The 17,196-nt window shown below is 68.5% G+C and carries 18 protein-coding genes; 8 read left to right on the forward strand and 10 right to left on the reverse strand.

What is annotated here, in order from left to right; all coding sequences use genetic code 11:
- The first annotated feature begins 49 nt into the window (after positions 1-49).
- Positions 50-1,720 carry a serine/threonine-protein kinase gene (locus DKT68_RS19505; protein ID WP_109818843.1) on the forward strand — a complete coding sequence of 557 codons (1,671 nt, stop codon included), beginning with the start codon at positions 50-52 and terminating at the stop codon, positions 1,718-1,720.
- A 235-nt stretch (positions 1,721-1,955) separates the two neighbouring features.
- Here the strand turns inward: DKT68_RS19505 and DKT68_RS19510 are convergent, their stop codons facing one another.
- From DKT68_RS19510 to DKT68_RS19525, 4 genes are all read right to left on the reverse strand, one after another.
- The gene (locus tag DKT68_RS19510; protein ID WP_236646973.1) at positions 1,956-2,777 is read right to left on the reverse strand and encodes a hypothetical protein; all 822 of its coding nucleotides are present in this window, start codon (positions 2,775-2,777) and stop codon (positions 1,956-1,958) included.
- 235 nt (positions 2,778-3,012) lie between these two features.
- A complete protein-coding gene (locus tag DKT68_RS19515; protein ID WP_109818844.1) occupies positions 3,013-3,444 on the reverse strand; it encodes a hypothetical protein in 432 nt (143 codons plus the stop codon).
- A gap of 34 nt (positions 3,445-3,478) precedes the next feature.
- Positions 3,479-4,243, reverse strand: a complete 765-nt coding sequence (locus DKT68_RS19520) for an SDR family oxidoreductase (RefSeq protein ID WP_109818845.1) — start codon at positions 4,241-4,243, stop codon at positions 3,479-3,481.
- Positions 4,244-4,342: 99 nt separating this feature from the next.
- Positions 4,343-4,909, reverse strand: coding sequence for a copper resistance CopC family protein (locus DKT68_RS19525; RefSeq protein ID WP_161556680.1), 567 nt, complete (start codon positions 4,907-4,909; stop codon positions 4,343-4,345).
- A 167-nt stretch (positions 4,910-5,076) separates the two neighbouring features.
- Here DKT68_RS19525 and DKT68_RS19530 point away from each other — a divergent pair, with 167 nt between their 5' ends.
- Together DKT68_RS19530 and sigJ are read left to right on the forward strand one after the other, a co-directional pair.
- A complete protein-coding gene (locus tag DKT68_RS19530; RefSeq protein WP_109818847.1) occupies positions 5,077-5,526 on the forward strand; it encodes a hypothetical protein in 450 nt (149 codons plus the stop codon).
- Positions 5,523-7,811, forward strand: coding sequence for an RNA polymerase sigma factor SigJ (gene sigJ, locus DKT68_RS19535; protein ID WP_109818848.1), 2,289 nt, complete (start codon positions 5,523-5,525; stop codon positions 7,809-7,811). Before DKT68_RS19530 ends, sigJ begins: the two co-directional genes overlap by 4 nt.
- A 676-nt stretch (positions 7,812-8,487) precedes the next feature.
- Here the strand turns inward: sigJ and DKT68_RS19550 are convergent.
- A complete protein-coding gene (locus DKT68_RS19550) occupies positions 8,488-9,102 on the reverse strand; it encodes a TetR/AcrR family transcriptional regulator (RefSeq protein ID WP_109818850.1) in 615 nt (204 codons plus the stop codon).
- 138 nt (positions 9,103-9,240) lie between these two features.
- Here DKT68_RS19550 and DKT68_RS19555 point away from each other — a divergent pair, with 138 nt between their 5' ends.
- Positions 9,241-10,104, forward strand: a complete 864-nt coding sequence (locus DKT68_RS19555; protein WP_109818851.1) for an NAD(P)H-binding protein — start codon at positions 9,241-9,243, stop codon at positions 10,102-10,104.
- Between the two features lie 199 nt (positions 10,105-10,303).
- Here DKT68_RS19555 and DKT68_RS19560 read toward each other — a convergent pair whose 3' ends face one another.
- Positions 10,304-11,209 carry a LysR family transcriptional regulator gene (locus DKT68_RS19560; RefSeq protein WP_109818921.1) on the reverse strand — a complete coding sequence of 302 codons (906 nt, stop codon included), beginning with the start codon at positions 11,207-11,209 and terminating at the stop codon, positions 10,304-10,306.
- 167 nt (positions 11,210-11,376) lie between these two features.
- Between DKT68_RS19560 and DKT68_RS19565 the strand changes: the two genes are divergently transcribed.
- The 3 genes from DKT68_RS19565 to DKT68_RS19575 are packed head-to-tail and all read left to right on the forward strand — an operon-like array spanning position 11,377 to position 13,188.
- Positions 11,377-11,595, forward strand: a complete 219-nt coding sequence (locus DKT68_RS19565) for an alpha/beta fold hydrolase (protein ID WP_236646974.1) — start codon at positions 11,377-11,379, stop codon at positions 11,593-11,595.
- Entirely contained in the window at positions 11,592-12,404 is an 813-nt protein-coding gene (locus tag DKT68_RS32070) for an LLM class flavin-dependent oxidoreductase (protein ID WP_109818853.1), read from the forward strand. Before DKT68_RS19565 ends, DKT68_RS32070 begins: the two co-directional genes overlap by 4 nt.
- Before the next feature lie 13 nt (positions 12,405-12,417).
- A complete protein-coding gene (locus DKT68_RS19575; protein ID WP_109818922.1) occupies positions 12,418-13,188 on the forward strand; it encodes a class I SAM-dependent methyltransferase in 771 nt (256 codons plus the stop codon).
- A gap of 219 nt (positions 13,189-13,407) precedes the next feature.
- Here DKT68_RS19575 and DKT68_RS19580 read toward each other — a convergent pair whose 3' ends face one another.
- From DKT68_RS19580 to DKT68_RS19590, 3 genes are all read right to left on the reverse strand, one after another.
- A complete protein-coding gene (locus DKT68_RS19580) occupies positions 13,408-13,947 on the reverse strand; it encodes a GNAT family N-acetyltransferase (protein WP_109818854.1) in 540 nt (179 codons plus the stop codon).
- Between the two features lie 266 nt (positions 13,948-14,213).
- On the reverse strand, positions 14,214-14,630 hold the full coding sequence (locus DKT68_RS19585; protein ID WP_109818855.1) for a YeeE/YedE thiosulfate transporter family protein: 417 nt from the start codon (positions 14,628-14,630) through the stop codon (positions 14,214-14,216).
- Positions 14,630-15,286, reverse strand: a complete 657-nt coding sequence (locus DKT68_RS19590; protein ID WP_109818856.1) for a YeeE/YedE family protein — start codon at positions 15,284-15,286, stop codon at positions 14,630-14,632. Before DKT68_RS19590 ends, DKT68_RS19585 begins: the two co-directional genes overlap by 1 nt.
- A 724-nt stretch (positions 15,287-16,010) precedes the next feature.
- Between DKT68_RS19590 and DKT68_RS32715 the strand changes: the two genes are divergently transcribed.
- On the forward strand, positions 16,011-16,352 hold the full coding sequence (locus DKT68_RS32715; protein WP_407940768.1) for an integrase core domain-containing protein: 342 nt from the start codon (positions 16,011-16,013) through the stop codon (positions 16,350-16,352).
- Here the strand turns inward: DKT68_RS32715 and DKT68_RS31190 are convergent.
- A complete protein-coding gene (locus DKT68_RS31190) occupies positions 16,294-16,854 on the reverse strand; it encodes a hypothetical protein (RefSeq protein WP_161556681.1) in 561 nt (186 codons plus the stop codon). The two genes, DKT68_RS32715 and DKT68_RS31190, sit on opposite strands and share 59 nt — an antisense overlap.
- Positions 16,855-17,196: the final 342 nt, after the last annotated feature.

The following is a 17,196-nucleotide window of genomic DNA, read 5'->3' on the forward strand; positions in this document are numbered from 1 at the left end:
CCCCTCATCACCGACCCATCCGTGCGGCGCTCCGCTCCGAATCACTCACATGGATGACGAGCTGCTCGCCGGCCGGTACCGCAAGCTCCTGCTGATGGGGGACGCCGCGACCCTCGGATGCGTCTGGCTGGCACGCGACGAGGTGCTCGACCGGCACGTTGCGCTCCAGCAGATCGCTGTACCGGGATGGGCGAGCGACGCCGAACGGTCACGGTTGCAGGAGCGCACGCTCGGCGAGGTTCGCGGACTGGCCGGTCTGGATCATCCGGGCGTCGTGGGGATGTGGGACGTGCTGAGCACCGACGGTTACCTGTGGCTCGTCATGGAGCACGTACCCTCCCGGGCCCTGTCCGAGGTGGTCACCGCCGACGGCCCGCGCGCACCCGCCGAGGTGACGCGGATCGGCCTGCACCTGCTCGCCGCACTGAGCGCCGCCCATGCGACGGGAGTCGTGCACGGGGAACTGAGCCCCCAGAACGTACTCCTCGCCGACGACGGGCGGGTCATGCTCGGCGGGTTCGGCCTGTCGATATTCGACAGCCGTAGCCCAGCGACCGTCACCGCGCCGACCCTGTCGACGGTCCAGTACGTCGCGCCGGAGCGCGCCCGCGACGGCAGGTCCACCCCCGCCACCGACCTGTGGGCCCTCGGCGCGACGCTCTACCTGGCAGCGGAGGGCCGCCCACCGTGGAGCAGGTCCTCGACCCTGGCCACCCTCGCCGCTCTGGCCACCGAGTCACCCGACCGGATGAGCGTCCTGCCGCTCGAACCCGCGATCACGGGTCTGCTGCTGCGTAACCCCCGTCAGCGTCTGTCCGCTCAGGAGGCACGCGACCAACTTGAGCAGGTTGCCGCGGCGACCGTACCCATCGAGCCTGTGCCGGCGCCCCTGTCGCGCCGCTGGCGGCGCGTGGCCGACACCCTCCGTCGCCGGCCGGGAGCCTCCGCCACCCCGGTCTTGCCGGTCGCGCAGGACGGAATCGACACCACGGTAATTCGGGTCAGGGCGTCAGCCCCTCGCGACCGGACGACCGCCTGGGCGTTCGCTGGCGCCGCTGTGGGCCTGTTGGCGGTCGTGGCCGTTGTCGTCACGGCAGCCGGTGCCGTGATCGGCGGCCTGCGCGGCCAGGACGGCGCGCCAGCCTCCGCACCAGGCGGTGCGGCGGCCGGCGCGATGGAGCCAACCGAGGCGGCACCACCCACCCACCTGTGCCTGAACGACGCCGCCTCCCGCGACGCCGAGCCGCTGCAGGAGCCCACCGCGCCGCTGCCGTACGCCCTGCCAGACGGTTGGGCGTGGCATCAGGACCCGAACGGCTTCCTGGTAGCGGTGCCCGTGGGATGGACCCGGCACACCGAGGGCGAAACGGTCTGCCTCCGCGACCCCGCCGAGGTGCGGGCCATCGCTGTCGACCCGAGCGCCACAGTTTCCTCCATACCGTCGACGCGGTGGGAGGCTGCGGAGCGCGACGTGCTGAAGACTGGGGCACTGCCCGGCTACCGGAAGATCAGCATCGGGCCGGTCATCCGCCCGGGCGGCGCCGCAGAGTGGGAGTACACCTGTGACCAGCCCGGGGGTGAGCGGCTGCACGCCCGCCAGCTGCTGGTCAACGACAGCAAGACCCGCGCCTACAGCCTGTCCTGGATCACCCAGGACAGGCAGTGGAGCGTGACCGAGCCCTTCCAACGACTAGCCTTCGCGAGCTTCCGTCTCGACTGACCCCGCCCGGTGGTCAGCGCCGACGGGCGCTACGTTGTCCTCGCCTCGTGCGCGACCAACCTGGTGAGCGGGCGCCGGAGCCGCTACGACGTCTTCCTTCGTGTATCGCGTCATGGGCAGCACCATTCGTTTGCTGAAGGAGCTCGGGTTCGTGCGTGAAGGACGTTGCGGGAAGTGTGTCGCGAACGGCAACCTCACGTCAGGGTGTGCTGCTCACAGCCGGTCCCATCGACGTCTACTTCACCGCACTGAGGCGCTCAGCCTCGGTATGCCTCGAGCAGTCGCAGCCACACCTCGGTGATCGTCGGGAATGGCGGGACCGCGTGCCACAGTCTGTCGATGGCACCTGGCTGGCGACCGCGATCGTCGCCGAGTGCAGCAGGTCGGCGATACCCGGCCCCACGAAGGTGACGCCAAGCAGGTGCTCGCCGTCCAGGTCGACGACCATCCGGGCGCGGCCCTCGTACCCATCGGCCCAGAGCGCCGCCCCCGGGACCCGGACCATATCGACGTCCACCACCCGGACCCGGTAGCCGGCGCGTTCAGCTTGCTCCGCTGTCATCCCGACCGCACCGACCTCCGGGTCGGTGAAGATGACCTGAGGTACGGCGTACGTGTCGGCGGTGGTCTGATGCGGTCCCCACGCATTGGTGTCCAGGGGACGGCCGGCGGCCCGCGCGGCGATCACGTTGCCGACGATGCGAGCCTGGTACTTGCCCTGGTGAGTGAGCAGCGCGCGGTGGTTGATGTCGCCGATGGCGTAGAGCCAGTCGCCGTCGACCCCGACGACGGCGTGCCAGACAGCGTCGACCGGCTGGGTCGGGACGACTTGGTAGGACTCGCCGGTCGGCAGGAGCATCCCGAAGTCGGTCCTGCCCATGCGATCGGCGTATGCCTTCAGAAAGACGAGGAACTGCCCGACGGCGCGCTCGGCGTAGGTCTGGGATACCTCCTGTCTGGTAGGGAAGTAGCGGGTGATCTTGTTGAAGACTTCGGCTGAGACGAGAGTGCAGGGATCTGCGGCGATCGTGGCCGGCCTGTCTGCGGTGATACTCAAAACCCATCCTTCATCCTGCGCGGATCAGCGGTAGGTGCCATCGCGTCACCTTCGGAGCTAAATTGCGTCGGTCTATTCGCTGTCGTGGAACGATCATGATTCGCTGTGGACTCGCGGCGGGCCGTGCGGAGGTCCCCTCACCCGCCTCCAGTAGCGACAGAGCATGCTCGTCCGGTCCGGTGGCCCGGGTACAGAGGCCGGCGAGCTCTGCTGGGGACTCATCCCGCTGGTCCGCTCAGCCCGCCGTCCGCGCCCGGCGGCTGCGCGCGCGGTGGCGGCCGTCCCGCAGCAGGGTCAGTGCGATCACGAGGAGACCGAGTAGGGCGACGACCGCGTTGGCGGTGGTCAGGTAAATCGCCTCGGTGCGGCTCGCGTGGTCCAGGTGGGTGAGGTGGAAGAAGAAATGCGGAATGGCGAAGGTCGAGAAGGTCAGCGCCGCGGGGATGGTGAACACCGCGCGGGGTACGACGAGGGCGATCCCGAGGACGACCGCGAGGCCGAGGGTGGCTCCGCCGAAGTCGCGGGCGTAGTGCTCGCTGAACGGCGGGGTGAGGGTGACGGTGGGGAAGTGGTCGTAGAAGTTTCTGGGGAAGACCTGGTTCCAGAAGCCCACCACGAGCTCGTCGAGGAAGAGGATCGCCAGGGCGATGCGAATCAGGGCGGTCATCGCGCTCCTCGCTCCCGCCCCTGACTGGTCGCGCTCATCGGCGCGACCTCGCCATGCGCTGGGTGGCCGGACTGGCCAGCCACTGGTCGAAGGTCTGCTCCCCGCGCGGCCCAGGTCCGGAGGGCAGCAGCCCACCCTGGATGAATTCCCGTCCCGTTTGGCCGGGGAGTCGCAACGGCACCACCGGCCGGTGCGATCCACGAGCGCGCAGAAGCCGGCGGACCATGTCCGGCATCCGGCACCGCTCGGGCCCGGCGATCTCCGGGGCCAGACCGACCGGGCCGCCGACCACGAGGTCGACGAGGCACCGTGCGACCTCGTGCGCGGCCACGGGTTGGCTGATCATCTCCGGGACGACGGCGACCGGCCAGCGGTGGTGGATCAGCTGTGCCGCGAACTCGTGGAACTGGGTGGAGCGCAGCACGGTCCACGGGATGGGCCCACTGCGGACCAGTTGCTCATGCCGCCGTTTGCCGGCGTAATAGCCGAAATCTATCCGGTCACTTCCGACAATCGACAGGGCGACGTGATGGCGGACCCCGGCGCGCTCCTCCGCAGCCAGCAGGTTGCGGGTAGCGGTCCCGAAGAACGCCTCGGATCTCTTGCGCCGGGTCGTGGGAGCGTTGCTCACGTCGATCACGGCGGACTCACTGGTCAGGGCGTCGTCCAAGCCGGTCCCGCGTACGAGGTCCACACCCTGCGAACGAGCGAGCACGACCGGCTCATGACCGGCATCCTGGACGGCGTCGACCACCAGCCGGCCGATCCACCCGGTGCCACCGGCCACAGCGATGCGCATGATTCCACCTCTCTGAGGGGCGATCGTCGGTATCACTGCGGCGACGCCAGAACCATCGTATTTCGGCTCAAACCCGGGCAACTGAGACATTATTGGGGTTCAATGTGCTGAACCTTCGCGGTGGTTGTCGGCGCGCCCGTACAGACCCCGCGCCTGCACGACAATCGCGAGAAGAAGGCCGATCACAACGGCGGCGGAAGTGGCGTAGAAGACGGCCACTCCAGCGGGTGTGACACGTAGCGCGAACGGGTTCCGGGCACCCGTGGCGGTCGCTCCCACGGAGAACTCCGCTGAACCGGTGGCCGGATGCCCGTCCGTGAAGGTCACCCGCCAACGCATCACATACGTGCCCTGCGGCATGCCCGGCTGTAGCCGCCGGCTCAGCGTCCGGCCCTCGATCCGGGCCGGGACCTGCCCCCAGTCCCGCCCCGAACGATCGACAATCACCATCTCGCCGACCGTGGTGATGTCGGCCGGAAGTACCACCTGAACATGCTCCGGTGAGGTGTCGAGCATCGCTCCGTCCCGCGGCGTGGCCGCGCTCCCCGTTCCGCCGTGCGCCGATGCGGGCGCGGGCGCCGCAAACAGCGATCCGGCGACGAACAGGAACAAAAGGGCCAGTCCGAACGTCCAGCCCGCTGACCAGGCTCGGGCTCTGCTGTTCATCCGTACGCCTTCCGGGTTCATCGGCCAGCTCGCTCGCCGGCCCACCAACGAGGACCAGGTGACTCGCGAATTCGTGACAGCTCAGGCGGGCTCAGGTCGTGTCACGAACGGCGTGGCTGCTCGGTCCTAGCTGCGGCTGGGCGACGACCGGAGCAAAGGAGAGTGCTGTGACCCTCACCGTCCGAATCTTCCTGGCGATCCTCTTCCTGGACTCCCTGGTTGTGGGGGCCTGGAATGCGATCTCGCCGGCGAGCTTCTACCAATACTTCCCAACGGTGGATCTCACCCCGCCGTTCAGTAAGCACTACGCGCGGGACTTCGGGGGCGCCACGCTCGCCATCGCACTCTTGCTGGGCATCGGCGTGGCGATGCCCAGGGCGCATTTCGTCATTCCGGCGGCACTGGCCTACTCGACCTTCTCCGTGCCGCACTTCTTCTACCACCTCGCGAACCTGGAGAACGCCACCCTCGGCGAAGCCATCCTCCTCACCACGGGCAACGCCGCCGTGGCGCTGCTCGGGCTCGTCATCGTTCTGCTCATCGTGCTGCGCGACCGCCGAGCACACCACGGCGGCCTCCGGCCATCCCTCATCACAGCCGGAGGCAGGAAGCCATGACCAGCACGCGACCCTCGAAGGTCCTGGTGCTCGGCGGCGGATACGCCGGCATCATGAGCGCCAACCGGCTGGCCGGCAGCCGCGGCGCCAAGGCCGAGATCACACTGGTGACCCCCCTGCCGCACTTCGTCGAACGCATCCGGCTGCATGAGGTCGCCGCCCGACCCGGCTCCGAGTCAGCGACCCGATTCAGCGTCCGATCTCTCCTGCACCCCTCGGTCCGGCTGCGCCTCGGCACCGCCACCCGGATCCACCCGGCGCAGCATCAGGTCGACATCCTCGACACGACATCCGGCACCTCCTGGGTCGAGGCGTACGACAAGCTCATTTACGCGGTCGGCAGCGGGGAGACCTCCGACAACCTGCCGGGTGTGAGCGAACACGCCTACACGATCTCCAGCATCGAGCGCGCGCACGCGCTCCGGTACCGCCTCGACGCGCTTTCAGCCGGTGCTTCGGTCCTGGTCGTCGGCGGCGGAGCCACCGCGATCGAACTCGTCACGGAGATCGCCGTCGCCCGGCCGTCACTGCGGCTGGCGATCGTCACGTCCTCCGTGATCGGCCCGACCCTGTCGCCGATGGCCCGCGCGTACCTGCGACGGGCGCGGGCCATGCGCACCGTCGAGATCGTCGAAAACACCCCGGTCGCCGAAGTGACCGCCACCGGCGTCACTACCCGCGCCGGAGAAGAAATGGCCGCTGACTGTGTGGTCTGGGCAGCCTCGTTCGGCGTCCCCAGCCTGGCACGGCACAGCGGCCTCGACGTCGACGTCGCCGGCCGGCTCACGGTGAATGCAATGCTACGCAGCCCCGCCCATTGGGACATCGTCGGCGCGGGTGACGCCTGCGTCATCACCGACACCAATGGCGCCAACCTTCGCATGGCCTGCGCTACCGCCGCACCACAGGGAGCCCACGCGGCCGCCGTCGTCACCGCAGCGCTGAAGGGACGTACGCCGGAGCCGTTCGCGCTGGCGTATCTGGTCCTTGCCCTGAGCCTCGGCCCGGGGGATGGGCTTGTCCAGCGCACCGGCCCGACGACACGCCCCGCGACACGATCCTGCGGGGGCGGGCAGGTGCCTGGTTCAACGAGCTCAACAACCGCTACGCACGCCTCATCCTCGGTTGGGAACGGATGCGAGCAGGCACCTACCACTGGGCGAAGCCGTCCCGGTTCCGTCGACGGCCGGTCGGAATTGATGGTTGATCACGATCCGCCGCCACCACCATCCCCTGGCGCGGATCCGGGTCGTCTTCGAACGCGCGGAGAGGGTATGCAACTGCGGTGCCCGAAGGAGGTCCGGGCGTGCTGGCGCCCGGACTCCCGGCAAGGATCCGGGCAAAGGAGACGCCAACAACCACAAGGAGGAGAAGGGACTTTGCCTATGGGCGATGACATATCGGTCGATGACGCCGTACGGGCTTTCGACGCGGCCCGGCCACGGCTGTTCGGCATCGCCTATCGAATGCTCGGTAGTGTCGGTGACGCCGAGGACATCGTCCAGGATGCGTGGTTGCGCTGGCAGCAGACGGACCGGAATGTTGTACGGGATCCGACCGCGTTCCTCGCGACCACGACGACGCGGCTCGCCGTTACCGCCGCGACGTCGGCCCGCGCCCGGCATGAGTCCTACGTCGGCCCGTGGCTGCCCGAACCCGTACACATCTCGGCCGATCCGGCGGCACGAGCCGTGCAAGGCGAAGAACTAGGGCTCGCGCTGGTCCTCCTCCTACAACGGCTGACCCCGACCGAGCGTGCCGTATACGTTCTGCGTGAGGCGTTCGATTACCCCTTCCGCCAGATCGCCGAGGTTCTCGGCCTCACCGAGGCGAACGCCCGGCAACTCGGCCGGCGGGCACGTATGCACCTGATTGAGGAACGGCACGAGCCCGTCGCTCCCGCCGACCACAGCCGACTCCTCCACACCTTCCTCGCCGCGGCACGCTCCGGTAACCTCGCCCAGTTGGAGAAGCTCCTCGCCGAAGATGTCGTCTCCTACGCCGACGGTGGCGGAATCATCAGGGCGGCCCGAGCGCCAATCATCGGCAGGACCAGCGTTGCCCGCTACATCGCGGGTGTGGTGACGAAATTCGGTAGGGACGTGTCGCTGGGCTTCGTCGAGTCGAACGGCGAGGAAGCCGTCCTCGCATCCCGGGCGGGCTCGGGGGTCGCCCTGTGCACGATCGACGCGTCGGCCACCGGGATCGAGCGCGTCCTGATCATCCTCAACCCAACCAAACTCGCGCGACTGGCAACGTCCTGGCTCCCGACTCCTGCTCGCTGACCCTGGATGGCAGCGGCGCGACCGACGCCGGTGCGACGTAACGATGGACATACCGCCGCCCCTCGGCCGGTGTCGTCATCACAAGGCCCGCTGTCCGGCCGGCCGCGGTGATCAGCCAGGTGTGGCGCTGCGGGTCGACACCGGCGAGAAACCGGTCGAGCGGCCGGTTGTTGAACGTGCCGTCGTCGTTCGGGAGATGACCGTGGGCCTCCGAAGTTCATGGCGATACAACTGACCAAGATTGCCGAGCGCCGCGCTGTCCCCGTAAGGCGGTACAGAGAGGGCGTCGGGACCCAGCGAAGTGCGGTCAATCGACCCGCTGAGCCAGTACCTGCCCCGGCCACACTCCAGCTAGGAAGGTTTCGGTGGAAGTGAACCCGTGGCGCTCGTAGAACGCCATCAACTCGCCACCGCCGCCCGCCCAGCAGTCGACCCGCCTAGTTTCGTGCAAGCCTCAGAGTCGCGCTGAGCGTCATCGGCGGTGGGGCAATGGGTCGTGTCGCCTCTCGGACACAAACCAAAACCCCACGGTGCGCGCTGAGATCCACTGCGGCGCGCACCGTTTGCGTTTCTGTCTGGTAGGTCAGCCGGAGCCCCAGCTGCCGGTAGACCTCGGCTTTGTCGTCGGGGTCGGCGTCGCGTAGCACGGTGGCGATGTCGCCTCCGGTCAGCCGGGCTAGGAGCTGCCCGTTCCAAGGCGCAGTTGGGCGAAGGCCTGGTCTGCGTCGTCGACCGCCTCGGGTTGGACATCGCGGGCGGTCCGCCCGTTGGCGATCTTCTGCCAGTTGGCCCGGGCCAGTACGCGTTGAACCGCGATCACCTGGGCGGCTTGCAGCCGGGCCCCGATGCCCGGGCCGAGGACGGCGGCTAGCGCGTCCTCATCGTCGAGCATGTACTGCGTGAGCCGTCCCGCCAGGCTGGGTGTGGTGAACACCAGCCGATGAAATTCCACCACCTCGGGATGATCGTTGAGGCCGGTGACCGGCTCGAAGCGATCGAGACCGGCCCGGAAATGCCGGTGCAGCGCCGTGATCGGCGCGATGTCGGACCGACGGTCGCGTACCACACGTGCGGCCTCACCGTGGTGGTCCGCGAACCGGTGCAGGACCAGGTCTTCCTTTGTCGCGAAGTAGCGGAACAGTGTCGGTTTCGACACCTCGGCCGTCGCGGCGATGTCGGACACCGACACCTGGTCAAACCCGCGCGCCAGGAACAGCGAGATCGCCGCATCAGCGATCACGTCCCGGGTTCGTACCTTCTTGCGGGCCCGCAGCCCGACCGGCTCGGTCACCCTCTCAGGGTAACATTCGTTACGAGGTTGCCTTTTTAACCAAGTAACGTTTTCATGGGAACCATGGAACAGACAAACACGCGCCGCACTCCGTCGACGACGGCGAGGCTGCCAGGTACGCCCAGAGGAGGATCTCCGGTGCTCGTCACCGGGGCGACCGGCCGGATCGGACGCGCCGTGATCGACCTGCTGACCGACGCGGGCGTGCCGGTCCGCGCCCTCGTGCGCCGCTCCGACTCGGGGGCAACACTGCCCACCCACGTCGAGATCGTCACCGGCGATCTCACCGTGCCCGAATCGCTCGACGCCGCGCTGCACGCCATCAGCACGGTCTTCCTGGTCTGGACCGCCCCGCCGCAGACCGCGGCGGCCGTCGTCGACCGGTTGGCCGCCCACACACGGCGGGTCGTCTACCTGTCCGCACCACATCGGACCCCGCACCCGTTCTTCCAGCAGCCGAACCCGATGGCGGCGCTGCACGCCGAGATTGAGCGGCTCATCGCGACCACCGGACTCGACTCGACGATCATCCGGCCGGGGATGTTCGCGTCGAACGCCCTGCTCTGGTGGGCCGCCGCGATCCGTGGCGAAGGCGTGGTCCGGTGGCCGTACGGCGCGGCCGAGACGGCCCCCGTCGACGATCGAGACTTGGCCGCGGTCGTCGCGCGGACCCTGTACGAGGACGGGCACGCCGGCGGCGACTACGTCCTGACCGGCCCTGAGTCACTCAGTCAGGCCGAACAGGTAAGCATCATCGGTGACGCCGTGGGCCGCTCGATCACGTTCGAGGACCTGCCGCCCGACGAGTTCCGGCGCGAGACCCCGGAAGCCTCGCGGCCGGCAGTGGACATGCTCCTGGCCGCATGGAACGCCACGATGGGACAGCCGGCATACGTCACCTCCACGGTGTCCGACATCCTCGGAACGCCACCGCGAACGTTCCGCCAGTGGGCCGCCGACCACGCCACCGCGTTCACCGAGGGCCCCCATCCGACGAATTGACCACTCCCACGGGGTCGCAGCAATCGAGGACGACGGCGGCCGGGCTGGCGTTTCTTACCGGCGCCTCGGGAGGCCCGTGGGTTCAGGGGGAACTCGTTGGGTTGTGCTGCTCGGCGAAGGCGCACAACTGGTCGGTGCGGCGGTACCTCGTAGGTTGGACGGCAAATCTTCTCTTCAAGCCGGGAGGTGCCGCCACGCGTCAAGCACCGGCTGGCGGCGGCGAGAGTTCTGCCGCGACCTCGGCGGCGATCTCGATGGCTCGGCTGACAAGTGGTGAGTGCGTACGTCCGGCCTGCCAGTGCAGGTAGATCTCCCGCGGTGGCGGGGATGGCCGTAGCTCGTGGACGCGGAGCCTGTCGTCGGACGAGATGCCGGCGCCGCGGATGGCGAGCCAGGGCAGCACCGCCGATCCCAGGCCGGCTCGCACCATCGACGACAGGGTGTCGTTGACCGCGGTGCGGAACACGATCTGCGGCCGGGCGCCGCTGCGGGCGAGTTCCTGCTCCATCGCGGGCTGGTCGCAGGTCAGCGGCCAGGCCACCATGGGTGCGCCGTCGAGCAGGTCCAGCGGGACCGGACCGTCGGGGAAGGTGTCGACGTTGGCCACCAGCAGGTACGGATCGTCGAGCAGCTTGAGGTGCTCGACGTCGCCGGCGATGCGGCCGTCGTAGAACAACAGGTCAAGGTCACCGATTTGCGGCTGGTCGGGTTCCTCCTCGGACAACCTGATGTCGCAGCCGGGGTGCTCGTCGCGCAGCCGCCGTACAACCGACGGCAGGATCACGTTGGACACGCTCTGGAGCGTGCCGATGTCGATCCGGCCCTCTCCCGCCTTGAACCGGTCCACGGCGTCGGCCATCGCCTCCACCTTCGCCAGCAGCTCGCGACCGTGGTTGAGGACCACGGTGCCGAGTGGGGTGAGCCGTACCGGCTTGGGGCCGCCGGGCCGGTCGAACACCAGACCGCCGACGGCCCTCTCCAACGCCGCGATCTGTTGGCTCACCGTCGACTGGGTGTAACCGAGACGGGCGGCCGCCCGACCGAACGAGCCCTCCTCGGCGATGGCGGCCATCGCCGCCAGGTGGCGAAGCTCGACGTCGGTCATGGGTTCCAGCATGCATTGGTATAAGCGATCGAATCAATCGTAAATCATCGCTTTTGCGATTGAGTCGCGAAGCTTAGCGTGACAGAACCAACGCCGGGCAGGTCGCCATGACGTACGGGCCAGCGGGTGGTGGTGGCGTTTGGCGGACGACACGAAGGAGGACCGACATGGCCGGGACGCTCACTCACGGCGAACAGCTCCTAACGCTCGTGGTCCACGGCGACCACGACCCAGTCCTGCCGCTGCCGCACGGCAAGGCGCTGCACGACGCGATCCCGCGTGCGCGGCTGCTGGTCCTGGAGGGAACCGGACACGGCCCGCCCGAGCCAGTGTCGGAGGACTGCGTATCGACCCTGGTACGGCACACGGAAGGAGACCGCCCATGAACCGGCTACGGTCCGCACCCTGGCTCCCGCTCTTCGACGACCTCGCCGACCCGCGGGTGGTCGCGCGCGTCGCCGCGGACGCGGAGGAAGCCGGATGGGATGGCTTCTTCCTGTGGGATCAACTGTGCTGGCGGGCGCCGATCCGGCAGGTCGCCGACCCGTGGATCGCGCTGGCGGCGATCGCGACCGCGACCGAGCGGCTGCGGCTCGGCCCGATGGTGTCGGTGCTTCCCCGCCGACGGCCGGCCAAGATGGCGCGGGAGACTGCGACGCTGGATCGGCTCAGCGACGGCCGCCTCACTCTCGGCGTCGGCCTCGGCAGCGACCGGTTCGCCGGCGAGCTGTCCAAGACCGGCGAGCAACTCGACGACCGGCGGCGCGGGCGGATGCTCGACGAGTCCTTGGCGATCCTGGCCGCCGCCTGGTCCGGTGAACCGGTGCACCATCGCGGCGAGCACTACACCGTCGACGACATCGCGTTCCTACCGCGGCCGGTTCAGCGGCCCGGCGTGCCGGTGTGGGCAGCCGGATTCCCGGGCAACGTCAAGCCGGTCCGCCGGGCCGCCCGACTCGATGGCTTCTTCCCGGCCAACCTGGAGCACCCGGACCAGCTCGCCGAGGTCGTCGGCACCCTCACCGAACTGCGCCATGGAGACATGGCCTCCTACGACATCGCCGTCGGTCTGCCGCTCGGTGTCGACCCCGAGCCGTACGCGCGGGCCGGCGCGACATGGTGGCTGCCGGAGTTCGAACCGGGTGTACGGCTCGACACCGTGCGCGGCGTACTCCGCGACGGCCCAGCGGCATAAGGAGGCGATCGCATTGTTCGACTACGACGCGGAGCTCGTCCGCTATCACGAGCGGCTGTGGGAGACCCTCGACATCCGCCCCGGCGATCGTGTCCTCGACATCGGCTGCGGCACCGGCCAGACCACCCGCGACGCGGCCCGAGCCGCGTCGCCGGGTACCGCGCTCGGCATCGACGTCTCGGGCCCGATGCTGGCGCGGGCCCGCCGACAGGCCGAGACAGAAGGGCTCCGCAATGTCAGCTTCGTGCAGGCCGATGCCCAGACCCATGCTTTCCCGTCGGAGCATTTCAGTCTGGGCATCAGCCGGTTCGGCACAATGTTCTTCGCGGACCCGGTCGCCGCGTTCGCCAACATCGGGCGAGCCCTGCGTCCGGGTGCGCGCTTCGTGCAGCTGGTCTGGCAGCCCGGCGAACATCAAGAGTGGCGTGCCACCATCCGGGCGGCGCTCTCCGGCGGGCACGCGTCATCGACATCGCCTGGAGCGGCCGACGCCGCCTTCACGTTGGCCGATCCGGAGGTCGTGGTCAGCGCCTTGACCGCAGCTGGCTTCACCGCAGTGGACGTCGTGGACGTACGCGAGCCCGTCTACTACGGCCCGGACGCCGACCGCGCGTGTGCTGCCGTACTCCAACTGTGGATGGCGAAGGAGTTGGTCACCGATCCGGATGCCGCGTCCACCGAGCGCGCACTCGACCGGCTTCGGGCGGCGCTCGACGAGTACGACACGGGCGACGGCCTATGGTTCGACTCCCGCGCCTGGCTGGTCATCGCGCGCCGACGTTGACCACCTGCGAGGGGCGGCTGAGAGGCCGGGAAGAACTGGCGAGTGCGATACAAGAAGGCCGGACAACACATTTGGGCCCGAGACCAAGGCGGCCGTGAGCGCTGCAGGCAGGACAGGAGGCCTGATGACGTCATCCGGGCTGAGATCCGGGCAATGATCGATTCATAGCGAAGCGCACGCAACTCGCCAGGTCAACCAGCGGTGTTTTCAGTCCGATCGCTACGGCGTCCAGTCGCGTCGGAGCAGACCGTAGATCACCATGTCTACGAAGCCGTCGCCGTCGTACTCGCGCTCCCGCTGCGTTCCTTCGTGCGTGAAGCCGCATGTCTCCGCGGTCCGCCGCATGGCCGTGTTGCTGGCCAGCGTCTCCAATTCCAGGCGGCGTAGGTTGCGGTTGCGGAAGCCGTACCGGCAGAGCAGCCGGATCACTTCTGTCCCGTACCCGTGGCCACGCGCCTCCGGTAGCAGTGAGATGCCGAGGTGGGCGTACTGATTGAACGCGTTGATCCCCCACAGCACGCCGCCACCGAGGAAAGAGCCGTCGGCCACGGTTTCGGCCAGCAGCGACACCGTGGTCTGGCCGTCGGGCGGCTCGGTGACCTGTTTCTCTAGCCGGGCCCGGACTTGGCCGACGTGGCGCGGCAGGAACGGCTCGCCATCTGTGATCAGGTGCAACTCAGGATCGCCGTACAGGCGGAACATGTTCGGCGCGTCGTCGGGCGTGGGCGGGCGTAGTCGGACCCGGTCGGTGGCGAACATGCCGCGACGCTAACAGCCGGTATGGAGATCCACGACCCGGTTAAACCGGGGCACCCGGACCGCGCGGCGTGCCAGACTCCGCCGCGATGACGACGGACGTGCGTATTGATGCCGAACGCTACGGCCGACCAATGCGTGCGGTCACCAAGGTCGAGCCGGCCGCCGTACCGGGGCATCACGACAACACGACGCTGACCGCACCGCCAACCGGGCACCATCGGAGTTCGCCATCGCGGAGACGTGTCGTCCGAGTCGCTCGCGTTCGGCTACCGCTGGCAGGATCCGCTGTCGAGGTGGAAGTACCTCGTGTTGGCCCAGCGGCAGAGCCGGATGCCGACGACTATGCCGGCGATCGTGACCAAGGCGGGGAGGTACCCGCTGGCGACCTGCACGATGGGGATCGCCGGGCAGCCACCCGAGATCGCCCAGCCCGAGCCAAACAAGATTGCGCCGGGGATTACGCCGGCGTGGATGCGACCTGGGGTGCGGCGGACGCGCAATACGGCGAATACCACGACGATGATCGCTACGGCGCCGGCGAAGGCCAGGAGCATGCGAAGGTCCTGGAAGGTGAACATACGGTTCAGTTCGGCGTAGTCACCGAATCCGATGTTGGCGACGCTGTAGCCGAGAGCCAGCCCAGCGATGACGTTAGCGACGAGTATCCCGCCCCGGGTACGCATCAGATCACCTTCCACAGCAGGAACGACACGAGGACGCCGGTGCCGAAGAAGATGGCAGTCGCGACGATGCTGACCGGCTGTAGCCGCCCACAGCCATTGAGTCCGTGACCGCTGCTGCACCCTCCGGCGAGACGGGTGCCGAAGCCGACGAGTACACCGCCGATGAAGAGCGCGCCGATCATTGCGATCGGTTTGTCGGTCACGATCTGGCCGAAGGCGTCGCCCATGTCGAGGCGGAGCTGGAATCGGCCGGCGGTAACCGCCGCGACCCACCCGCCGACGAAAATCGACAGGAGCAGGGCGACCTGGCTGATCAAGGGCGCCGGGAGCAGGCTCGCCAGTGACAAGCTCGGCGCGGCAGGTGGTGGCCCGTCCTGTCGCGGTGCCCGCGCGTCGCCGTGCGGGGTGGGATGCGCAGCAGGCGCAGCCGAACCGGCTCCGAACTGGTCGGCAGTAGCTGCGGCGATAGCCGCGGTGAGGACACGTTCGTCAGCGAACCGGGCGTTCAGGCGTTCGACACGGCGTTCGGCGCGCCAGTGCAGCACGCGGTCCCACGCACCGGACACGCCGAAGGATCGATCGGTCGTGACGGCGTAGTTGATGGTGGTGAGGGCGAGCCCGGCAGCCCCCGCCCACCAGGGCCAGTATTCAGTCATGGGGGACCTGCAATCCACTCTGCGAGTCGGGTCCACCACCGGGCCCCTGCTGGGCTCGATGGGGTTCTGGAGGGAGGCGGACCCTGTGCGGGTGGCCGGGTGTTGAAGCCTTGGGCGGGTGCCGGTACCGGGTTGAGCTCCCGGGCCGGCACCGGCTCGAACCGCTGCGACGACCCCGAGCGAGCCGTGACGGGGGTGTCTGGCGTGCGGTGTCTGACCCCACACCGGCGGGTAGGCGCCCCAGATATAGCGCGTTGGCTCCGTAGTGGTTACGCCAGTCGCGCAAACTTGCGTTGAGCAGGGGGAAGAGGGGGCAGTCCTGAGCGTGTGAGCAGCCCATGTCACTCCGATCTGGCCAGCGTCACCCGGCGAATGGGTGGATGGCATGAGTTGGAGGGGCAGGTCTCGGTCAGCAAGCATACATACCATATGGACGGCTGGCGATCGAGCAGCGATCATGTCGGCCGCCGCTTTGATCGACGGCCCGGTCACGCCTACGACGGCCTGGTCGCGGTCGTACGGCCGTTGCCCGTGGCCGATGACGCGTCCACGTCGGCCGTCTGGTTCGTCCGACTAGAGCGGGGCCAGCCCCGCGCCCCGGTCGGCGCCGCGCCGAGCCGTCGCGCTGCGCGGCCGGCGAATTCACGCTGACCGGCGATGTGGACGCGAAGTTCCCGCCTTGCTTCGATGAGGCGTTCGCCGCCGACGGCGTTGACTGGCGAGGATCCCTCCCCGAGCCCCCCGGGCGAACTGCTACGCAGAACGGTTCATCCGCAGCGTCCCGAACGGGTTCACCGACAGACTCCTGATGTACAACGAACGTCACTCCCGCGCCGTGCTCGACGGATACGCCGCCCGCTTAAGCGGGCATCGTCCACACCAGAGCCTCGCCCAGCACTCACCGAACCCACGACCCGGCCGTCGTCCTTCAGATCAACGCGCCGATACGACGCCTCCGGGTCTTCAGCGGCGTCATCAACGCCGGGTAAGGGGGCGGCATCGGTCTGTCACTCGAGCAGTGGTACCCATGCGGCGGCAATGGTTCCGTCGCGTCGCGCCTCGGTGAGCCGTTGAGCGGGAGGCGGCTCGGGGTGCACTGCCTGCTGCAGGGGACCAACTCCGTAGACGACGGCGACGGCGCCCAGCGCCCTTGCGGCGGTCGTCCAAGTGGACGGTATCCCGGCGACGCCGTAGGCGAAAACATGACCGGTCGGGTCATGCAACGCGAGACCTGTAGCGCCCAGGCCCACACCCCAGGTGGTCACCCTCGCCGGAGGTGTCGCCGATGGCCAGCGCGGCAGGCCCAACAAGATCGCCGCCTCCACCTGCGCCTCGCACCGCAAGCCAGTGAGGGTTTCCGTCCACGCGGCGCTGGCTGGCTCGAACCAGGCGACGGCGACCACCGCCGGTCCGTCGGCGTGCGAAGGCTCCCCTGGCTGCCGGATGGGAAAAGGAGCAGCCCACGGCTTCTCCTGGCTCGTCACCCACACGTGCAGCCGTTCACCGCCGCGGGATTTCGCATCATCGGCGACGGCAAGCACCCATGCATCGCTGACCTTGTCTCGCACGCCTGAGCGATCCGGGTGGTTTACCGGTGGAGTCAGCTCCGCAGCACCTCCGCTTTCCGCAGCCGGTAATCTATCCGATTCCTCTCGCGATGTTGCTGACGTCCACGGGCGGCGTGCGTTCACCGGTTGATTGGACCTGGGTACTGCCGCAGGTACGGGCCTGAACGCGTCGACTCCATTCGGCAGGAGCGTGATTGGCACGAGCTGGCCTGTCCTGTACAGCTGGTACCGAGCACATGTCAGCCAGCCCTGCTCGCTGTCGCAGTAGTGGTTACGCCAGTCGCGCAAGCTTGCGTTGAGCAGGGGGAAGAGGGGGCAGTCCTGAGCGTGTGAGCAGCCCAT

This window comes from Micromonospora acroterricola, from assembly GCF_003172955.1.
Classification (GTDB): domain Bacteria; phylum Actinomycetota; class Actinomycetes; order Mycobacteriales; family Micromonosporaceae; genus Micromonospora; species Micromonospora acroterricola.

Coding starts and splice junctions, on each gene's coding strand:
- DKT68_RS19505 (WP_109818843.1), top strand. CDS start 50: ATGGATGACGAGCTGCTCGCCGGCCGGTACCGCAAGCTCCTGCTGATG.
- DKT68_RS19515 (WP_109818844.1), bottom strand. CDS start 3,444: ATGACCGCCCTGATTCGCATCGCCCTGGCGATCCTCTTCCTCGACGAG.
- DKT68_RS19520 (WP_109818845.1), bottom strand. CDS start 4,243: ATGCGCATCGCTGTGGCCGGTGGCACCGGGTGGATCGGCCGGCTGGTG.
- DKT68_RS19525 (WP_161556680.1), bottom strand. CDS start 4,909: ATGAACAGCAGAGCCCGAGCCTGGTCAGCGGGCTGGACGTTCGGACTG.
- sigJ (WP_109818848.1), top strand. CDS start 5,523: ATGACCAGCACGCGACCCTCGAAGGTCCTGGTGCTCGGCGGCGGATAC.
- DKT68_RS19560 (WP_109818921.1), bottom strand. CDS start 11,209: ATGACCGACGTCGAGCTTCGCCACCTGGCGGCGATGGCCGCCATCGCC.
- DKT68_RS19565 (WP_236646974.1), top strand. CDS start 11,377: ATGGCCGGGACGCTCACTCACGGCGAACAGCTCCTAACGCTCGTGGTC.
- DKT68_RS32070 (WP_109818853.1), top strand. CDS start 11,592: ATGAACCGGCTACGGTCCGCACCCTGGCTCCCGCTCTTCGACGACCTC.
- DKT68_RS19580 (WP_109818854.1), bottom strand. CDS start 13,947: ATGTTCGCCACCGACCGGGTCCGACTACGCCCGCCCACGCCCGACGAC.
- DKT68_RS19585 (WP_109818855.1), bottom strand. CDS start 14,630: ATGCGTACCCGGGGCGGGATACTCGTCGCTAACGTCATCGCTGGGCTG.
- DKT68_RS19590 (WP_109818856.1), bottom strand. CDS start 15,286: ATGACTGAATACTGGCCCTGGTGGGCGGGGGCTGCCGGGCTCGCCCTC.